Raw genomic sequence first — 16,644 nt, 5'->3', positions numbered from 1 at the left:
CAAGGCTGATCACCGTATGCTTGTTCATGACTCCTCCTCCTCCTTCCTATTGGTTTTTTCGCTAACTACCAATTCTGCCCAATGAGGCATCGGGAGGGGAGGAGTCCCTTTCATTGAGCCCGCAGGGCGCGGCAATCCATGATTCGCAGGCCACTCACCTGCCTGGATTGCCACGCCGCTCAGCGGCTCGCAATGACGAAAGAGGCAAGCAGCAGTTCCATGCCCACCGCCCTTACCGGGCAGCCGGTGCGCCATGAGCGAGAGCGTTGCCGTCACTCATCGCGCCGCAGATCATCCGGAATCGGCGGCTCCGGCATCGGTCCGGGGCGCTTGCCCTTGCCCTCCTGGAACTGCCGCACCTGGTAAACATAGGCCAAGACCTGGGCTACGGCCAGATACAGGCCGGCCGGGATCGGCTGTTCCAGCTCGGTGCTGTAGAACACCGCCCGCGCCAGCGGTGGCGACTCCAGCACTATCACATCATGTTCGCTGGCGACCTCGCGGATCTTCTGTGCCAGGAAATCCGCCCCCTTGGCCACCACCACCGGCGCCCCGGAGTGCACCGGATCGTACTTCAGGGCCACCGCATAATGGGTCGGGTTGGTGATCACCACGTCGGCCTTGGGCACCTCGCCCATCATCCGCCGCTCGGCCATCTCCCGCTGCAACTGACGCACCCGCGACTTGACCTCGGGCTTGCCCTCGGAGTCCTTGTATTCGTCACGCACTTCCTGCTTGGTCATGCGCGTCTTCTGCTTGTTGTCCCAGATCTGGAACGGCACGTCCACCGCGGCGATCAGGATCAGTGAACTGGCCAGCAGCAACAGCGAGGTACCCAGCACCCAGCCGCTGTGGAAGATCGCCCCCGGCAGTGCCTCGTTGCCGAGCGCCAGCAGGTCGTCCTGGCGCATGCGCAGCACTACCAGGGCCATGGCCAGCACCACCAGGAACTTGGCCAGCGCCTTGAGCAGCTCGACCAGCGCCTTGATCGAGAACATGCGCTTGAGCCCGGCCAGCGGGTTCAGCCGCTCGCCCTTGGGGGCCAGCAGCTTGGCACTGAACAGCCAGCCGCCAAGCAACACCGGGCCAACCAGGGCGGCGACCAGCAGCATCGCCAACAACGGTGCCAGGGCGCCGAAGCCCTGGCGTATCGAGGCCAGCAGGTGCAGCCCCATGGTGTCGGTGCTGTACAGCACCTCGCGTTCGAGGGTGAAGTTATAGGCCATCAGGTCCATCAGCTTGCGCGCCATCTCCGGACCCAGCATCAGCAGGCCGACGGCGGCCACCATCACCACCGCCAGCGTATTCAACTCCTTGGAACGGGCCACCTGCCCTTTCTCGCGGGACTCCTTCTGGCGTTTCGCCGTGGGGTCTTCCGTGCGTTCTTGACCGCTATCTTCGGCCATCAGCGCGCCCTCACCATGTCCCGCAGCCAGATCAGCGCTTCGGAAGCCAGCATGTGGTATTGCCCGGCGGTACTGCTGAGCAGCACCCAGAGAATGAACAAACCGAACACCAGGGTCAGCGGGAAGCCGATGGAGAAGATGTTCAGCTGCGGTGCGGCGCGCATCATCACGCCGAAGGACAGGTTGACGATCAGCAGCGCGGTGATCGCCGGCAGGCCGATCAGCAGCGCCGAGGCCATCACCCAGGAAAAGCGCAGCACCAGGGTATGGAAGTCCACGGCCTGCAGGGTCTGGCCGATCGGCAGGGTGGTGAAGCTCTCGACCAGCACCTCGATCACCACCAGATGGCCGTTCATCGCCAGGAATAGCAGGGTCACCAGCATGGTGAACACCTGTGCCACCACCGCCACCGAGATGCCCATGGCCGGGTCGTTCATCGAGGCGAAGCCCAGGCCCATCTGCATCGCGATGACCTGCCCGGCCACCACATGGATCTGGAACAGCAGTTGCAGCAGAAAGCCCATCGCCGCACCGATCAGGATCTGCTCGGCGATCACCACCCAGGTACTCAGCGCCAGCGGCTCGAGTTGCGGCACCTCAGCGATCTGCGGCGCCACCAGAAAGGTCAGCGCCAACGCCAGGTACAGGCGGATGCGCATCGGCAGCAGCTGGGTGCCGATCACCGGCATGGTCATCAGCAGTGCGCCAATACGGAACAGCACCCACAGGTAGCCGGCCACCCAGCGGCCGATGTCGCTGCCGGCCAGCTCGATCATCAGCCGATCAGCCCGGGAATGCTGCGGTACAGCTGGTCGGTGAACTCGATCAGTTGCCGCACCAGCCAGGGACCGAGGGCAATCATGGTCATGAAGGTGAACAGCAGGCGCGGCAGGAAGCTCAGGGTCTGCTCGTTGATCTGGGTGGCAGCCTGAAACACCGCCACCAGCAGGCCGACCAGCAGGCTCGGCACTACGATCACCGCCACCATCACCGTGGTCAGCCACAGCGCCTGGCGAAACAGATCGACAGCGACTTCGGGGGTCATCGGCAACCTCCTGAAAATGGAACCACCACCTCGTCATTGCGAGGAGCGAAGCGACGTGGCAATCCATGGGCCTGGTGCCAGACGTCAGTTGGATTGCCGCGCCTCTTCGAGGCTCGCAATGACGAGGTTTGCCGGATGCAGACTATCATCGCTCTGCCTATGTCACGGCAAAACTGGCGGCCAGGGTGCCGATGATCAGCGCCCAGCCATCCACCAGCACGAACAGCATGATCTTGAACGGCAGCGAAATGATCAGCGGCGACAGCATCATCATCCCCATCGCCATCAACACACTGGCCACCACCAGGTCGATCACCAGGAACGGAATGAAGATCATGAAGCCGATCTGGAATGCGGTCTTCAACTCGGAGGTGACGAACGCCGGCACCAGGATATGGAACGGCACCTCGTCCGGGCCGGCCAGGTCAGTGCGCTGGGCCAGCCGCACGAACAGTTCCAGGTCGGTTTCACGGGTCTGCGCCAGCATGAACTCGCGCAGCGGCACGCTGGCCTGCTCCAGCGCCTGCTGCGGCGCCAGTTGCTCGTTCAGATAGGGCTGCAGGGCATTCTCGTTGATGCGCTCGAACACCGGGGCCATGACGAACAGCGTCAGGAACAGCGCCAGACCGACCAGGATCTGGCTCGACGGCGTCGACTGCAGGCCCAGCGCCTGGCGCAGGATGGCGAACACGATGATGATGCGGGTGAAGCTGGTCATCATCATGACGAACGCCGGGATGAAGGTCAGCGCACTCATCAGCAGCAGTATCTGCAGGCTGACCGAGTAGGTCTGCTGGCCCTCGGCGTCGGTACTCAGGGTAATGGCCGGCAGGCTCAGCGGGTCAGCCGCCGTCTGAGCCAGGGCCATAGGCGCCAGCAGGCCCAGCAGCAACAGGCTCCAGCGCATCATGGCTTGTTCTCCCGCTTGAGCATGGCCTGCAGCTTGCGGGCGAAATCGCCAGTGGCGGCCTCGCCCTCGACGCCGGCCACCGGCTCATCGAATACATGCAGGGTGGTGATGCGGCCCGGCGAAATGCCCAGCAGCAGCTGTTGCCCAGCGACATCGACCAGCGCCAGGCGATCACGCGGCCCCAGCGGATAGCTGCTGATCACCCGGATATGCTGGCCGCCCTGTGGCGCCAGCGGTCCGACCCGGCGCATCAGATAACCGAGCAGGAAGATCAGCCCGACGACGACGATCAACCCCAGCCCCAGCTGGGCCAGCTGACCGATCAGATCGCCACCGGAACCACCCTCGGCCGGCGCCGCGGCCAGGGGCAGCGATAGCCCCAGCAGCGCGGCCGGAAACAGCGAGCGCAACGACCGCATGTCAGCTCAACTTCTTGATGCGTTCGGACTGGCTGATCACATCGGTCAGGCGGATACCGAATTTCTCGTTGACCACCACCACCTCGCCGTGGGCGATCAGCGTGCCGTTGACCTTCACATCCAGCGGCTCGCCGGCCAGGCGGTCGAGTTCCACCACCGAGCCCTGGTTGAGCTGCAGCAGGTTGCGGATGGTGATGTCGGTATTACCCACTTCCATGGAAATGGTCACCGGAATATCCAGGATCACATCCAGGTTCGGACCATCGGCACCCCCGAACAGATCACCGCCCAACTGCCGCTCCGGCGCGTTGAACTCTTCCATCGGCAGCGGCCGGGAAGTGTCGTTGCCCGCCAGCATGGCATCGATGTCATCCTGACTGGCGTTGCCCGCCTCATCCAGCGCCGCGGCCCACTCGTCGGCCAGCGCCTGCTCTTCCGGACTGATCTCGTCCTTTTTGTCCTCAGCCATCTTGCCTGATCCTCATTTATACCTGTGGTACGAATATATCGCGGTTGCGGAGCCTCAACGCGGACGCGTGACCGGCCCCAGTATCTGCAATGCCAGATTACCCTTGACCGAGCCGAGCCGGGCCTTGAATGTGGGTACGCCGTTGGCGCACATCACCATGTGCTCGGGCATTTCCACCGGGATCACGTCGCCGGCCTGCATACTCAGCAGGTCGCGCAGCTTGAGCTCGCGGCGCACCACAGTAGCGCTCAGCGGCACCTTGGCAGCGGTGATTTCCTCGCGCAGGGCACGCACCCAGCGCTCGTCATGCTCGTCCACATCCGACTGCACGCCCGAGTCCAGCACTTCGCGCAGCGGTTCGATCATCGAATACGGGAACGTCACGTGCATCTCGCCGCCACCGCCATCCAGCTCGATGTGGAAGGTGGACACCACCACCACCTCGCTGGGGCTGACGATATTCGCCAGGGCCGGGTTGACCTCGGAGTTGACGTATTCGAACTGCACGTCCTTGACCGCCTGCCAGGCCTCGCGCAGGTCGGCGAAGGCCTGCTCCAGCACCATGCGTACCACGCGCAGCTCGGTGGGCGTAAACTCGCGCCCCTCGATCTTGGCATGCCGGCCATCACCACCGAAGAAGTTGTCGACCAGCTTGAACACCAGCCGCGCGTCCAGGATGAACAGCGCGGTGCCGCGCAGCGGCTTCATCTTCACCAGGTTGAGACTGGTCGGTACGTACAGGGTATGTACGTACTCACCGAATTTCATCACCTGCACGCCGCCGACCGACACATCCGCCGAGCGGCGCAGCAGGTTGAACATGCTGATGCGGGTGTAGCGGGCGAAACGCTCGTTGATCATCTCCAGCGTCGGCATGCGCCCACGTACGATACGATCCTGGCTGGTCAGGTCGTAGCTCTTGACCGAGCCCGGCTCGCTGTCATGCTCACTATCAATGACGCCTTCGTCCACGCCATGCAGCAGCGCGTCGATTTCATCCTGGGACAGCAGATCCTGAACGGCCATGATTGTTTTCCTATTGCAGAACCAGGTTGGTAAAGAGGACCGACTCGATGGTCGGCTTGCCGAGTTCCTGTTCCATCAGCGTCTGCACCGCAAGGGTAGACTGCTCGCGCAGCGCCTCCTTGCCTTCCGTGGTCATCAACTGGTCGAAATCCACGCTGCTGAACAGCATCACCAGCTGATTGCGAATCAGCGGCAGATGCTCGGCTGCCGCCGCCATCGCCTGGGGATCACGCCCCATCAGCACCACATTGACCTGCATGTAGCGCTGCCTGCCGCCGTGAGCATAGTTGACGGTGAATGCCGGCTCCAGCGGCTGGTACAGTGCCGGCAGCCTGGCTGGCTCCTGCACGACCGGCGCGGCGCCACCGCTGTCACGGCTCGACAACAATGCATAGGTCAGCCCGCCAGCGGACAGCAGCAGCGCCAGTAAACCGACGCAGATCAAGATGATGAGCTTGCGATTACCCGCTGCTGTCGCCTGCGGAGCCCCGTCCTGAGCCCCTGCCTGATTTTTCGCCATGACAAGATTCCGTCGCCAATACCGGGTCGAGCCCGTTTACATGAATTATCTGCATTGATCGTGCCAGGGGCGGACGTGCCAACCCCTGCCGATCGAAAATGCCCGCTCAGGATAAAGCCAAGAGCGCAAAATGTCTTAACTTCAACGCCTCCCGAAGCGCAAAAATCAGCTGGCTGCCATTGGCGTTGCCGGCTCGAAACTGTCGGCCCGCGCCATCGACCACATGCGCTTGTAGAAATCGCCCTCGACTTCACCACCGAGCAATGCTCCCGGCGCGAGGAACACATGCATCTGCGAATACAGCTTGATCTCGTTGGCCGACAGGCGATGCACCAGAAAGCGCGGCTCCAGTTGCGCCGGGTGCGACAGCCCCGCCGCCGCCAGCATCTCCGACAGCGCATGCATGGTGCTGCGATGGAAGTTGTAGACCCGCTGCGCCTTGTCCGAGACCACCAGCGCGCGCTGGCGCCGCGGGTCCTGGGTGGCGACGCCGGTCGGGCATTGATTGGTATGGCAGGACATCGACTGGATGCAACCGATGGCGAACATGAAGCCGCGCGCGGAATTGGCCCAGTCAGCACCGATCGCCAGTACCGAGGCAATATCGAAGGCACTGATCAGCTTGCCACTGGCACCGATGCGGATGTGCTCGCGCAGGCCAACCCCCACCAGGGTGTTGTGCACGAACATCACCGCCTCGCGCAGCGGCACGCCGATATGGTTGGAGAACTCCAACGGCGCAGCCCCGGTACCGCCCTCCTTGCCGTCGACCACGATGAAGTCCGGAAGGATGTCGGTTTCCAGCATGGCCTTGGCGATCGCCATGAACTCCCAGGGATGCCCCAGGCACAGCTTGAAGCCGACCGGCTTGCCCTCCGACAGTTCGCGCAGCCGCTGGAGGAACTGCAACAGCTCGATCGGCGTGGAAAAGGTCGCGTGCCGCGCCGGGGAAACGCAGTCACGGTCCCGCGGGATGCCCCGGGTCGCAGCGATCTCGGCAGTGATCTTGTGCCGCGGCAGAATCCCGCCATGCCCCGGCTTGGCGCCCTGGCTCAGCTTGAGTTCGATCATCTTCACCTGCGGCCGGCGGGCCTGCTCGGCGAAGCGCTGCGGATCGAAGGCGCCGTTGTCGTCACGGCAACCGAAATAGCCACTGCCCAGCTCCCAGATCAGATCGCCGCCGTGCTGCAGATGGTAGGGGCTGATGCTGCCCTCGCCGGTATCGTGGGCGAAGTTGCCCAGCTGCGCGCCCTTGTTCAGGGCCAGGATGGCGTTGGCGCTGAGCGAGCCGAAGCTCATCGCCGAGATATTGAAGATCGATGCCGAATACGGCTGGCGGCACTGCGGCCCACCGATCTGTACCCTGAATTCATCGGGATTGCCCGGCACCACCGGCAGCATGGAATGACTGATGAACTCGTAGCCGGTCTGGTTCACGTCCTTCAAGGTACCGAACGGTCGATCCGAGGTCTGGCTCTTGGCCCGGGCGTACACCAGCGAGCGCTGGGTGCGCGAGAACGGCAACTGCTCGTTGTCACTCTCGATCAGGTACTGGCGGATTTCCGGGCGGATGCTCTCCACCAGGTAGCGCACGTTGCCGAGGATCGGGTAATTGCGCCGCACCGCGTGCCGAGTCTGCAGCAGGTCGTAGATGCCGAGCAGGCTCAGCGCCGCGGCCACCAGCAGCAGCGGCCACAGCCAGCCGAAACGAACCACCAGCGGCAGCGTCACCAGAGTGACCAGCACACACAGCACGAAAAAGGTGTAACGATTGAACAACGACAGCTTCATTCCGGCCCCCACGGCAATCCAGACAAGGACCAAGTCTAACAGCTTGCATGTTGCAGCCCGAACTTCCCGCCAGCCCTGCCCGGCGCTATAGTGTTGCGTCCGTAACACCAGACAGCCGTCAGGCCTTGCGCATCAGGTTTTCCGTGTTTGCCCAACTCGCCAATATCTTCACCACCATCCTGCCCATCCTGCTATACCTGCTGGCGGGCTACCTGCTGGGCAAACGCCTGCCCAAAGCGCTGAGTCGCCCGCTGATTCGCGGCATTACCCCGGTGGTCTGGGTCATACTGTTCGTCATCGGCCTGGAGTCCGGCGAGGCCTTCAGCAGCTTCGCCTCCGGCATCCAGGTATTGCAGCAGGCGGCCCTCTATGCCGTTACCATCAGCGCAGTGGTGTTCATCTGCATCCTGCCGCTGAATCGCCGCAGCGCCACGGCAGCGGAGGACAGCGGCGGCTGGCGCAGCCTGTGGTATCCGCTCAAGGAATGTCTGATCGCCTTCGGCCTGGTCATGCTCGGCGCGTTCGCCTACCGTCTGCATTGGCATGAACACACGGTCGGCGCGGTGCTGCTGAACATTTCCTGGTGGCTGTATGCATTGCTGCTGCTGATCGGCCTGGACCTGGCCCAGGTCGCCATCAGCCGCTCCTGGTTGGCGCCACGGGTCCTGCAGATCCCGCTGCGGGTGATCCTCGGCTCCTTGCTGGCCGGGGTGCTGCTGAGCTTCATCACCGGCGAGCGCCTGGCGGTTTCCCTGGCGCTGAGCAGCGGCTTCGGCTGGTTCAGCCTGTCAGGGGCACTGGCCGGACAGCAGCTTGGCGACATCTACGGCAGCGTCGCCCTGCTCAATGACCTGATGCGCGAACTGATCGGCCTGATGGTGGTGTTCACCTGCGGTCGCAACTTCGCCAGCAGCAGCGTCGGCGTCTGTGGCGCCACCGCCATGGACACCACCCTGCCCTTCGTACGCAAGGCCTGCGACTACGAATATGTCCCGATGGCCATCATCAGCGGCCTGATCCTGACCATAGCGGCGCCGTTTTTCATGTTGTTCTTTCTCAGCTTCGCGAGGTAACAGGACTGCTCCACAAACGAAAAAAGCCCCTGCATCTCTCGATGCAAGGGCTTTGTATATGGCGCAGCGGACGGGACTCGAACCCGCGACCCCCGGCGTGACAGGCCGGTATTCTAACCAACTGAACTACCGCTGCGCATTACTTCGAGTGGTGGGTGATGACGGGATCGAACCGCCGACCCTCTGCTTGTAAGGCAGATGCTCTCCCAGCTGAGCTAATCACCCTGTCTCGAAGCGAGCGCGCATTCTAATGAGCTTTTAGCGATCTGGCAACAGTCATTGAGCTTGATGGATTGCCACGCCTCTTCGAGGCTCGCAATGACAGCCGGGGACGCAAGGCAATAGCGTAGACAAGCTCAATCACCGCATGCCTCCCCAAACTTCGTCATCCTTCGCGTAGGCGAAGGATCCATAGGACACTCCAGGTCAGCCGGCACCCTGGATCCTTCGCCCGCGCGAAGGATGACGGGGTAGAAGCGCGAAGGATGATGGGTAGAAGCACGAAGGATGACGAGGTAGAGAGCCATCCCACATTGCTTCAGGTCAGCTCAGGAGTGGGCGGCGAGTGCGATGGCCCAACGAAAAAAGCCCCCACATCTCTTGATGCGAGGGCTTTGTATATGGCGCAGCGGACGGGACTCGAACCCGCGACCCCCGGCGTGACAGGCCGGTATTCTAACCAACTGAACTACCGCTGCGCATTACTTCGAGTGGTGGGTGATGACGGGATCGAACCGCCGACCCTCTGCTTGTAAGGCAGATGCTCTCCCAGCTGAGCTAATCACCCATTTGCTCTCGAAGTGGGGCGCATTCTAGGCAGGTTTTGGCCTTCTGGCAATACCTTTTGTGAAAAAAATCCCACTCTTTTTCAATATGTTATGCAATCATCGGGCAGGACTGGCTGAAACCGTTGTCGCGCGCAATAATGCCCGCCCTTTCCAACCCTTCCATTTATCCATAGTCACAAGGATTGCCCATGTGGTTCCGTAATCTATTGCTCTACCGTTTCAGCCAGGATGTACCCTTCACCGAAGCCGAGTTGCTGGCTGCGCTGGAACAGCGCCCCGCCCGCCCCTGCGCCAGCCAGGAAACCCATACCCTGGGCTGGACCACCCCCTTCGGTCGCCATTCGGAAAACCTGCTGCAGGTAGCCGAGGGTTACTGGCTGGTCGCGCTGCGCAAGGAAGAACGCATCCTGCCCGGCAGTGTGGTGAAGGATGCCCTGGCCGAGAAGGTCGAGGAGATCGAAGCCCGGGATGCGCGCAAGGTCTACAAGAAGGAGAAGGATACGCTCAAGGACGAGATCGTCATGTCCCTGCTGCCCCGTGCCTTCACCCGTACCCAGACCACCCTCGCCTGCATCGCGCCACGTGAAGGCTGGATCGCCGTGGACACCTCCAGCGCCAAGCGCGCCGAGGACTTGCTCAGCCTGCTGCGTGAAGGCACCGGCAGCCTGCCGGTGCGCCCGATGAACGTGAAGATCGCCCCCGCCGCCTGCATGACCGACTGGGTCAAGACCGGCCAGGCGCCCGAGGGCCTGATCATTTCCGATGAATGCGAGCTGCGCGATACCGGTGAGGATGGCGGGGTGATCCGCTGCAAGCGCCAGGACCTGTCCAGCGACGAGATCCAGCAACACCTGACAGTGGGCAAACAGGTCAGCCAACTGGCCCTGCACTGGCATGACAAGCTGTCCTTCACCCTGGATGACAAGTTGGCGGTCAAGCGCCTGCGCTTCGAAGAGCTGCTGCGTGACGAGGCCGACGACCAGGGCGGTGACGACATGGCCGGTCAGCTGGACGCCAGCTTCATCATCATGTCGCGTACCCTGTCGGAACTGTTGCCGGCCCTGACCAGCGCCCTCGGCGGCGAAGACATTCCCCAGGGAGTGTGACCGGGCGGTCTCCCCGAGATTGGGGCAAGCTATCCACAAAAGCTGTGGAAAACTCTGTGGATAGCCTGCCTAAAACTCGTTCCGTGGCAAGTAATACGTGGCCGCCAGTCAGAATGCTCAAAATATGACCAAATAATTTATCAGCAAAATCAACGACTTACAAAGTCGCATTGATTTTTCAGAGACTTACGACGGTTTTGTTGCAGAAGGTTCAGGAAGTTTTTCGTGCTGTGCACAATGTCAAGCGCCAATGTCTCAATCCTGGGGAAAAATACCACTCATCAAAGGCTGTTCAGCTGTTGACGCGGAGCTGATTTCCAGGTCGGTGGCGGCAGGCGTTTACAGGTGATGCCGCCGCCGGGAGTGGCGACGGCGCAGTGCCGGAGGCTTACTGCTCGGTCAGCCGATCCAGCCACTGGTTGGCGTTACGCCCCGACTCGGTATGCGCATAATGTCGGGCGATATAACGCATGCGTGCTTCCCCGGTCTGCAGGTCCCCCGCCTCGATTGCCTGCATGGCCAGGCGGTATTCGGTAACGGCCATGTCCTGCAACAGCTCATACAGATGCGGGGCCACTTCACTGCGGTACTCCGATTCGGGATAACGACGCACGAACTCGGCAAAACGCGCATGCACCTTGCGTCCTTCCTGCAGGCGCATGGCATCGTCCTCGGCGGTCAACTCGAAGCGGCCGTATTGGGCCAACGCCAGCAGATAGGCCGAGTAATCCGGATAGGGCGGGTCCACATGCCGCTTGGTGTAGTCCTGCAACAGGGTTTCCACCGCAACGATCTCCCCTTGCTGCAGACATACGTAGGCCGCCTGCTGCTCCAGTTCCGGTGCCTTGTGGCGACGCAGGTCCGCCACCAGGCCGTCATCGCAGCGGCCCAGGCTGATCTTGGCCCGGGCGTCGGCCAGACCGGCTTCATTGCCCTGCTGCGAAGCCATGCCGGCGCACCCCGTCAGTCCCGCCAACAACAGCAGCAATACACATGAACGCATCAAATATCTCCCAGAAAAACCAGCATTGTTCCGTTTCATTGCAGCTGCACCCGCCAATTGACCCAGCCCTGCGCATCGGGCCGGCCAAGCAGCCCAAGGCCGCCAGCCAGTCCAGGCTCGGCATCGGCCCGCGCCTGCAGCTGGGCCTCGATCTTCATTGGCTGGCCGGGGCGCCAGCGCGCGTCGCCGCGCAGCCCGAGCGGACCGCCCTGGTCCTGCAACTGCAGCAGCAGCCAGCCGTCGGCATCGCTCAGCGCCGCGGTCAGATGCCCGAACGGCATCGCCTGCGGCAAGCCGCCGGCGGCATCCTGCCATACCAGGCGGCCGTTGGCAGCCGCTACCGAGTCGAAACTCTCAAGCGCCAGCTCCGGCACATCCAGCAGCCAGCTGCCACCCAGCACGAAGGGCGCGTTATTGATTGCCGCCATGCTCGCGGCATCCAGGCTGCCGCGGATATCGCGCAGTACCAGCGAGCCCAGGCCCGCCTGCAGTTGCGCATCGACCTTGCCATTGCGTGGTTGCCACAGCAGTTCCAGGCCGATGCGCCCGCGCAGCAGCTGGGCTGGTTGCCATTGCCAGCGCAGCAGACCCTGGTTGACCCCGTCGACCTCCAGTTGGCCGATCTGGCCGGACCACAGCGTCCCCGTCAACCCATGCAGGGTGACCGGCACCGGCAACTGGTGTTGCAGTCGCTGCCAGACCACCGCCGCCGGCAGGTTCCACACCAGGGTCAGCAGATACAGCAGCACAGCGCAGATCAGCGTGGCTTTCAGGTTCCATCGTTTGAGCATCAACGCGGCTCCACCTTGACCCGGGCGCTGACCAGCCCCGGCGCATTCCCCGCATCCACCGCCAGTTGGCTGATCTGCAGGCCATGGCGCTGTTCCAGCTCGCCGAGCCAGCCGAGCAGCGCATCGAATCCGGTTTCATTGAACCACAGCCGGGCGCCCTGCCCTTCGGGCTGCACCCGTTCCAGCGAAGTGCGCAGACCGGCGGCGCTGGCGGAAACCTCCACCAGGGTCAATATCGAGCCGCCGGCGGCAGCAGTATTGCCCTGGGTCTGCTGTTGCGCCGCCCGGCGCTTGACCTGTCCGGCCACCTGCTGCATCCACGCCAGGTCAGCGGACAGCGCACTGATATCACCACGCAGCCGCTCGCGCTTCTGCGCCAGCGGCTCCCAGACCATCAGCCACAGCAGCAGTAACGCCAATACCGCGGCACCACCGCCCAGGATCACACGTTCACGCGGGGCCAGCCCCGCCCACCAGGCATTCATGGTCCGTCCCTCTGTACTCTGAGTCGTGCGGTGACCCCATCGCTACCGGAATCGGCGCCCTGCAGGGTCTCGCTGAGGCCGGCGCCCGCAGCCAGCCGACTGCGGATATTCTCCAGTTCGGCAAAGGATGGCAATCGCAGCTCCAGTTCCACCTCGGTTGCTGTGGCACGGAACTGGCGGATATCGCCCCCGCCATCCTCCCGCACCGCCGCCAGCACCTCGTACAGTAGGCTGCCGGTGCCGTTTGCCGCCATTTGTGCGCCACCACTCTCGAGCACCTGGCGAAACTGCGTAACCGGCTCCACCCGCCGGCTGCGTGGCAGGGTGCTGTCGAACAGTTGGTCGATCTGCGCCTGCAACCGCTCCCGCTCGCTGCTCAGGGCGATACCTTCAAACACCTGCTGGCCCACTACCACCGCCAGCAACACCCCGGCGGCGACCAGTACCGGACGCAACTTGCGCCAAGGCGGCGTGGCCATGCCGCTGGCATAGCTGCCACAGAGCAGGTTCAGCGCCCGGGCCGACTGCTGGGCGCACCGGAGCGCCGCCTCTAGTGCCGGTACCGGTGATGCCTGCCGTACCTCGCAATCGGTCTCCACCAGCCCCAGCTCGGCCAGGCTGTAGCCAGCCAGTTCGAGAACCCGTTGCTGCTCATCCAGTTGCGCCAACCGCTGCCTGAGCCAGAAGCCGAGCATGCCCTGTTCGATCAGCGCCGGTTCCTGATCGGCGCTGCTGACCAGCGCCAGTTGGTTGTCAGCAGGCCAGGGCGAAGGTTGCACACGCAGCCCGACCTCCGGTGCCAGATCATCATGCAGGCTGGCCTGGGGCAGCAGCGCATCAAGGCGCCAGCCGGCCATCTGGCAGAGTTCCAGCCAGGCCTCCATGCGCTGGCGCTCGGTCACCGCGGCCACGAAACGGCCATCGGAACGCCGTGGCCCGGCCACCAGATGCAGTTCCTCCAACTCCTGCCCCAGGTGGTCTTCCAGGGCGAAGGGCAATGCCGCCCTTACCGCAGCGGGCCGCCGTACCGGCATGGCTACCCGATACAGGTTAACCGCCGCAGCCGGTGCCAGCGCCCGCAGGCGTTCACCGGCAAAGCGGCTGCGCAGCGCGACCAGGTCATCCTCGCCGGACTCCAGCAGCGCGCCTTCACGGCCAGTGCGCCACCAATGCAGTCGGGCCGGCTCCAGGCCCTGTATTTCCGGTGCTTCCGGCAATAGCACTATCAACATGTCGTGAATCCGTCCGATCCGTCTGTCATGGCTCGCAGGCCGTCTGTTCTCTGAGGACCACCTTGCCGTTGGGTGCATCCAGCAATGTGCATTGATAAAACCGCCGTTCGGCGAACTGTGCCACTATCTGCAAACGCATGTACCAGGGCGCATTCTCGGCGGGGGGGCGATCGGCGAACACCTGTTGCATCAACTCCGCACTGCGCTCCAGATCGATCGGGCTGGCCGTACCCGGATAGGCCGTCACCCACGGCGCCAGTGCCTGCCAGGCCTCGGCCGTCATCCCGGCGACGCTGTTGAGCTCCGAAGCCACCAGCATCGGCCGGTTGCCCGAGACCCGCGGCGGCGTTTCCAGCCGATATACCGGGTCGTCGGTTTCCGCACTCATCCAGTCGCTCACCGCCAGCGCCAACTGCGCCCCCGGCGGCATGCGCACGCCACTTTGCTGACCGACCTGATCCACCAGCCGGGCGAAGTAGCCCTGCTCGGTTTCATCGCCGCCGGCCAGCGCATTCAGGTTGTAGCGGCAGCGCATGTCGTCGAGCATGGCCTCCAGCCGTACGCCATCGACCTCGAAGGGCAATACCGGTGACCGGCAGGTATCCCACAACAGGTCCTCCGGCCCCTTGGCCCGCTCCAGCAATTGCAGCACCATGTTTTCCGCGCCTTGCGCCACCTGGCGGGAAAAGTCCCGCTCGAACACCGCACTGGTACGGCGAATATCCGCCTGCCCACGCATCGCCATGCCAACCGCGGCGACCACCGCCAGCGCCATCACCAGCAGCGCGGTGATCAGCGCCACGCCCTGCTGCCGCCGACCGCTCACAGCCCCACCGCCATCAGCCGGCGAATTTCACCCAGCCCAGGTATGTCCAGCACCACCTCGATCGCCACTGGCAGGCCGCCGGCCTGTGGGTCGGCGTCGGCCAGCGGCCAGGCATCCACCCGCTCCAGTCCCGACGGCGTGCGTACGATGAACAGAAAGGCGCTCTCCATACCCAGCTTTTGCTGCTCTTCCACCAGATCGGCGAACGGCCGGACACGCATGCTCTCGGCATCAACGATATCCACGCCCGGCCACAGCCGGCGCTCCAGCCCCCGCTCGGTGATCTGCCAGGCGCTGCGACGCAGGCGCTGCTCGCCACCGGCCCCGGCACGCACCAGTTCCAGCAACTGCTGCTCACCACCGGCACGCAAACGCAGCGGTGGCAGCGGATCACCGAACTCATCGCGCACCGTCACATCCACTACCTGCGCCAGATCGCGCTCCAGTACGCTGAGGGTGACCTGCAGATCAGCCAGGTGCTGGGCCTGCTCGCGGGTGACATGATCGGCGTTCAGCACCGCCCGCAAGCCCTGGTAGGCAACCATGCTCATCACCGCGAACACCGCCATGGCAATGAGCATTTCCAGCAGGGTGAAGCCGCGTTGCCGGCCAGCGCGCCTGCGGATCATGGCAACATGAATCCGGATACGCTGGCACGCTGCGCCTGCTCACCCTGGTCGGCCAACCACAGGCGGATGTCCACACGCTTGACCGGCGGCAGCGGAAACGGCGTGCTCGCCGTGTAGTCACTCATTTCCACCCGGTAGGCATAGCGGTACGGTCCCATCAGCACATCCCCGGTACGCCCGCCCTCGGCAATCGAGCGCATGCCGGTCTGGAATTCGGTCAACAGGTTCTGCCCGGCCCAGTGCGCCAGGGTGCGCTCCTGCAAGTAGGCGGTGTTGCGCGCATGGTCGGCGCCGGTCTTGACCAGGGCCGCCAGTGCCACCGCCAGCACGGTCAGCGCCACCAGCACCTCGAGCAGGGTGAAGCCGGTTTGCCGGCTACGGCGTGGTGATCGCATCCAGCACCTCGATACGCCCTTCCAGGCCGACTTCTATATGGCGTACCAGGTCCTTGCCCGGTACCTGCAGGGTGATCAGCGCCGGAGTCATCTCGCCGGTATTGCCCAGGCGTACATGCGGTTCCCAGCCGCTGGTCTGCGGCAAGGCGGTGTATTCGCCGTCCAGTTCCAGGCGCACCTCGATCAGGCCCTGCTCGAACTGTCGCGGTCCCAGCTGCGGATCGACCAGCGGACGCCACTCGCGGGTACTGCCATCCAGCACCATCAGCTCGAGGAAGCTGTAGCCATCACGGCGCAGGCCCAGCGCCCGGTCCGATTCGCCGGTAATCAGCAGCTCATCCCGGGCCAGGCGCAAGGTGGCGGCCAGCCGCTCCGCTTCGGCACGCAGCTTGCGCTCGGAACCATCGCCCAGCGACAGGGTCGCCAGGCCGGCGACGATACCGATCAGCACCAGCACCACCAGCAGCTCCATCAGGGTGAAGCCGTGCTGGGGTGCGTGCATGCCGCGCTGTAACTGGCGGACACTCATACCTGGAACGCACTCCTCATGTGTTTGACCGCACCTTGTTTCGGGTTGTCGAGCCCCTGCTCGACGACAGCTTTACTGCCGCTGCAAGATCGCAGGCGTAGCGCGGGGGCGCTACACCCCGACACCCCGCCCCCCCGACCAGCACCGCCGCCGGGTTGTCGAGCGGCTCGGGCCGCGATCGGACCGAGGGGCTACACCCCG

The 16,644-nt window shown here is 63.8% G+C and carries 19 protein-coding genes and 4 tRNA genes; 2 read left to right on the top strand and 21 right to left on the bottom strand.

Annotation, left to right across the window (positions count from 1 at the left end; translation table 11 throughout):
• Window positions 1-272: 272 nt before the first annotated feature.
• The 9 genes from flhB to H6X51_RS07740 form a co-directional block, all read right to left on the bottom strand.
• The gene (flhB, locus tag H6X51_RS07780) at window positions 273-1,406 is read right to left on the bottom strand and encodes a flagellar biosynthesis protein FlhB (protein ID WP_185266961.1); all 1,134 of its coding nucleotides are present in this window, start codon (window positions 1,404-1,406) and stop codon (window positions 273-275) included.
• Window positions 1,406-2,182, bottom strand: a complete 777-nt coding sequence (fliR, locus tag H6X51_RS07775; RefSeq protein ID WP_185266960.1) for a flagellar biosynthetic protein FliR — start codon at window positions 2,180-2,182, stop codon at window positions 1,406-1,408. Before fliR ends, flhB begins: the two co-directional genes overlap by 1 nt.
• Window positions 2,182-2,451, bottom strand: a complete 270-nt coding sequence (fliQ, locus tag H6X51_RS07770; protein ID WP_185266959.1) for a flagellar biosynthesis protein FliQ — start codon at window positions 2,449-2,451, stop codon at window positions 2,182-2,184. The genes fliR and fliQ overlap by 1 nt, the downstream gene beginning before the upstream one ends.
• Before the next feature lie 157 nt (window positions 2,452-2,608).
• Window positions 2,609-3,361 (bottom strand): flagellar type III secretion system pore protein FliP, encoded by a 753-nt coding sequence (gene fliP, locus H6X51_RS07765; RefSeq protein ID WP_185266958.1) that lies wholly within the window; start codon window positions 3,359-3,361, stop codon window positions 2,609-2,611.
• Window positions 3,358-3,780 (bottom strand): flagellar biosynthetic protein FliO, encoded by a 423-nt coding sequence (fliO, locus tag H6X51_RS07760; RefSeq protein ID WP_185266957.1) that lies wholly within the window; start codon window positions 3,778-3,780, stop codon window positions 3,358-3,360. The genes fliP and fliO overlap by 4 nt, the downstream gene beginning before the upstream one ends.
• 1 nt (window position 3,781) lies before the next feature.
• On the bottom strand, window positions 3,782-4,249 hold the full coding sequence (gene fliN / locus H6X51_RS07755; RefSeq protein WP_185266956.1) for a flagellar motor switch protein FliN: 468 nt from the start codon (window positions 4,247-4,249) through the stop codon (window positions 3,782-3,784).
• A gap of 54 nt (window positions 4,250-4,303) precedes the next feature.
• Complete coding sequence (fliM, locus tag H6X51_RS07750) at window positions 4,304-5,275, bottom strand: flagellar motor switch protein FliM (protein WP_185266955.1); 972 nt, start codon at window positions 5,273-5,275, stop codon at window positions 4,304-4,306.
• A 10-nt stretch (window positions 5,276-5,285) separates the two neighbouring features.
• A complete protein-coding gene (locus H6X51_RS07745) occupies window positions 5,286-5,795 on the bottom strand; it encodes a flagellar basal body-associated FliL family protein (RefSeq protein WP_185266954.1) in 510 nt (169 codons plus the stop codon).
• A 165-nt stretch (window positions 5,796-5,960) separates the two neighbouring features.
• Complete coding sequence (locus H6X51_RS07740; RefSeq protein ID WP_185266953.1) at window positions 5,961-7,586, bottom strand: FMN-binding glutamate synthase family protein; 1,626 nt, start codon at window positions 7,584-7,586, stop codon at window positions 5,961-5,963.
• Window positions 7,587-7,729: 143 nt separating this feature from the next.
• On the opposite strand from H6X51_RS07740, the gene H6X51_RS20320 reads away from it, so the two are divergent.
• Window positions 7,730-8,659, top strand: coding sequence for a lysine exporter LysO family protein (locus H6X51_RS20320; RefSeq protein WP_185266952.1), 930 nt, complete (start codon window positions 7,730-7,732; stop codon window positions 8,657-8,659).
• A gap of 59 nt (window positions 8,660-8,718) precedes the next feature.
• Here H6X51_RS20320 and H6X51_RS07730 read toward each other — a convergent pair.
• From H6X51_RS07730 to H6X51_RS07715, 4 genes are all read right to left on the bottom strand, one after another.
• A tRNA-Asp gene (locus tag H6X51_RS07730) sits at window positions 8,719-8,795 on the bottom strand.
• Between the two features lie 13 nt (window positions 8,796-8,808).
• Window positions 8,809-8,884 (bottom strand) — tRNA-Val (locus H6X51_RS07725).
• Between the two features lie 396 nt (window positions 8,885-9,280).
• Window positions 9,281-9,357: transfer RNA gene (locus H6X51_RS07720), tRNA-Asp, on the bottom strand.
• A 13-nt stretch (window positions 9,358-9,370) separates the two neighbouring features.
• Window positions 9,371-9,446: transfer RNA gene (locus tag H6X51_RS07715), tRNA-Val, on the bottom strand.
• A gap of 189 nt (window positions 9,447-9,635) precedes the next feature.
• Between H6X51_RS07715 and rdgC the strand changes: the two genes are divergently transcribed.
• Complete coding sequence (gene rdgC, locus H6X51_RS07710; RefSeq protein WP_185266951.1) at window positions 9,636-10,553, top strand: recombination-associated protein RdgC; 918 nt, start codon at window positions 9,636-9,638, stop codon at window positions 10,551-10,553.
• 388 nt (window positions 10,554-10,941) lie between these two features.
• Here the strand turns inward: rdgC and bamD are convergent, their stop codons facing one another.
• Genes bamD through gspH form a run of 8 tightly spaced genes read right to left on the bottom strand, consistent with a single transcriptional unit; the run spans window position 10,942 to window position 16,443 of the window.
• Window positions 10,942-11,556 (bottom strand): outer membrane protein assembly factor BamD, encoded by a 615-nt coding sequence (gene bamD, locus H6X51_RS07705; RefSeq protein ID WP_185266950.1) that lies wholly within the window; start codon window positions 11,554-11,556, stop codon window positions 10,942-10,944.
• A gap of 35 nt (window positions 11,557-11,591) precedes the next feature.
• Window positions 11,592-12,347, bottom strand: a complete 756-nt coding sequence (locus H6X51_RS07700) for a type II secretion system protein N (protein WP_185266949.1) — start codon at window positions 12,345-12,347, stop codon at window positions 11,592-11,594.
• Window positions 12,347-12,832 (bottom strand): type II secretion system protein GspM, encoded by a 486-nt coding sequence (gene gspM, locus H6X51_RS07695; RefSeq protein ID WP_185266948.1) that lies wholly within the window; start codon window positions 12,830-12,832, stop codon window positions 12,347-12,349. The genes H6X51_RS07700 and gspM overlap by 1 nt, the downstream gene beginning before the upstream one ends.
• Entirely contained in the window at window positions 12,829-14,064 is a 1,236-nt protein-coding gene (gene gspL / locus H6X51_RS07690) for a type II secretion system protein GspL (protein WP_185266947.1), read from the bottom strand. The genes gspM and gspL overlap by 4 nt, the downstream gene beginning before the upstream one ends.
• A 25-nt stretch (window positions 14,065-14,089) precedes the next feature.
• Window positions 14,090-14,890, bottom strand: coding sequence for a type II secretion system minor pseudopilin (locus tag H6X51_RS07685; protein ID WP_221627268.1), 801 nt, complete (start codon window positions 14,888-14,890; stop codon window positions 14,090-14,092).
• Complete coding sequence (gspJ, locus tag H6X51_RS07680) at window positions 14,887-15,519, bottom strand: type II secretion system minor pseudopilin GspJ (RefSeq protein WP_185266946.1); 633 nt, start codon at window positions 15,517-15,519, stop codon at window positions 14,887-14,889. The genes H6X51_RS07685 and gspJ overlap by 4 nt, the downstream gene beginning before the upstream one ends.
• Complete coding sequence (gspI, locus tag H6X51_RS07675; protein WP_185266945.1) at window positions 15,516-15,914, bottom strand: type II secretion system minor pseudopilin GspI; 399 nt, start codon at window positions 15,912-15,914, stop codon at window positions 15,516-15,518. The genes gspJ and gspI overlap by 4 nt, the downstream gene beginning before the upstream one ends.
• Window positions 15,895-16,443: a type II secretion system minor pseudopilin GspH gene (gene gspH / locus H6X51_RS07670; protein ID WP_185266944.1), complete on the bottom strand. Its 549-nt coding sequence runs from the start codon at window positions 16,441-16,443 to the stop codon at window positions 15,895-15,897. Before gspH ends, gspI begins: the two co-directional genes overlap by 20 nt.
• Between the last annotated feature and the right edge of the window lie 201 nt (window positions 16,444-16,644).

Origin of the sequence: Halopseudomonas xiamenensis (assembly GCF_014219065.1) — a bacterium.
Taxonomy (GTDB): Bacteria; Pseudomonadota; Gammaproteobacteria; order Pseudomonadales; family Pseudomonadaceae; genus Halopseudomonas; species Halopseudomonas xiamenensis.
This window is presented reverse-complemented; position numbering and strand designations above follow the sequence as displayed.

What these genes read in the sequence shown, in the direction of transcription:
- fliP (WP_185266958.1), bottom strand. Translation starts at nt 3,361, where the DNA reads ATGATGCGCTGGAGCCTGTTGCTGCTGGGCCTGCTGGCGCCTATGGCC.
- gspI (WP_185266945.1), bottom strand. Translation starts at nt 15,914, where the DNA reads ATGCGATCACCACGCCGTAGCCGGCAAACCGGCTTCACCCTGCTCGAG.
- H6X51_RS07740 (WP_185266953.1), bottom strand. Translation starts at nt 7,586, where the DNA reads ATGAAGCTGTCGTTGTTCAATCGTTACACCTTTTTCGTGCTGTGTGTG.
- fliN (WP_185266956.1), bottom strand. Translation starts at nt 4,249, where the DNA reads ATGGCTGAGGACAAAAAGGACGAGATCAGTCCGGAAGAGCAGGCGCTG.
- fliQ (WP_185266959.1), bottom strand. Translation starts at nt 2,451, where the DNA reads ATGACCCCCGAAGTCGCTGTCGATCTGTTTCGCCAGGCGCTGTGGCTG.
- fliR (WP_185266960.1), bottom strand. Translation starts at nt 2,182, where the DNA reads ATGATCGAGCTGGCCGGCAGCGACATCGGCCGCTGGGTGGCCGGCTAC.
- bamD (WP_185266950.1), bottom strand. Translation starts at nt 11,556, where the DNA reads ATGCGTTCATGTGTATTGCTGCTGTTGTTGGCGGGACTGACGGGGTGC.
- rdgC (WP_185266951.1), top strand. Translation starts at nt 9,636, where the DNA reads ATGTGGTTCCGTAATCTATTGCTCTACCGTTTCAGCCAGGATGTACCC.
- fliM (WP_185266955.1), bottom strand. Translation starts at nt 5,275, where the DNA reads ATGGCCGTTCAGGATCTGCTGTCCCAGGATGAAATCGACGCGCTGCTG.
- flhB (WP_185266961.1), bottom strand. Translation starts at nt 1,406, where the DNA reads ATGGCCGAAGATAGCGGTCAAGAACGCACGGAAGACCCCACGGCGAAA.
- fliO (WP_185266957.1), bottom strand. Translation starts at nt 3,780, where the DNA reads ATGCGGTCGTTGCGCTCGCTGTTTCCGGCCGCGCTGCTGGGGCTATCG.
- gspL (WP_185266947.1), bottom strand. Translation starts at nt 14,064, where the DNA reads ATGTTGATAGTGCTATTGCCGGAAGCACCGGAAATACAGGGCCTGGAG.
- gspJ (WP_185266946.1), bottom strand. Translation starts at nt 15,519, where the DNA reads ATGATCCGCAGGCGCGCTGGCCGGCAACGCGGCTTCACCCTGCTGGAA.
- H6X51_RS07700 (WP_185266949.1), bottom strand. Translation starts at nt 12,347, where the DNA reads ATGCTCAAACGATGGAACCTGAAAGCCACGCTGATCTGCGCTGTGCTG.
- gspH (WP_185266944.1), bottom strand. Translation starts at nt 16,443, where the DNA reads ATGAGTGTCCGCCAGTTACAGCGCGGCATGCACGCACCCCAGCACGGC.
- gspM (WP_185266948.1), bottom strand. Translation starts at nt 12,832, where the DNA reads ATGAATGCCTGGTGGGCGGGGCTGGCCCCGCGTGAACGTGTGATCCTG.
- H6X51_RS07745 (WP_185266954.1), bottom strand. Translation starts at nt 5,795, where the DNA reads ATGGCGAAAAATCAGGCAGGGGCTCAGGACGGGGCTCCGCAGGCGACA.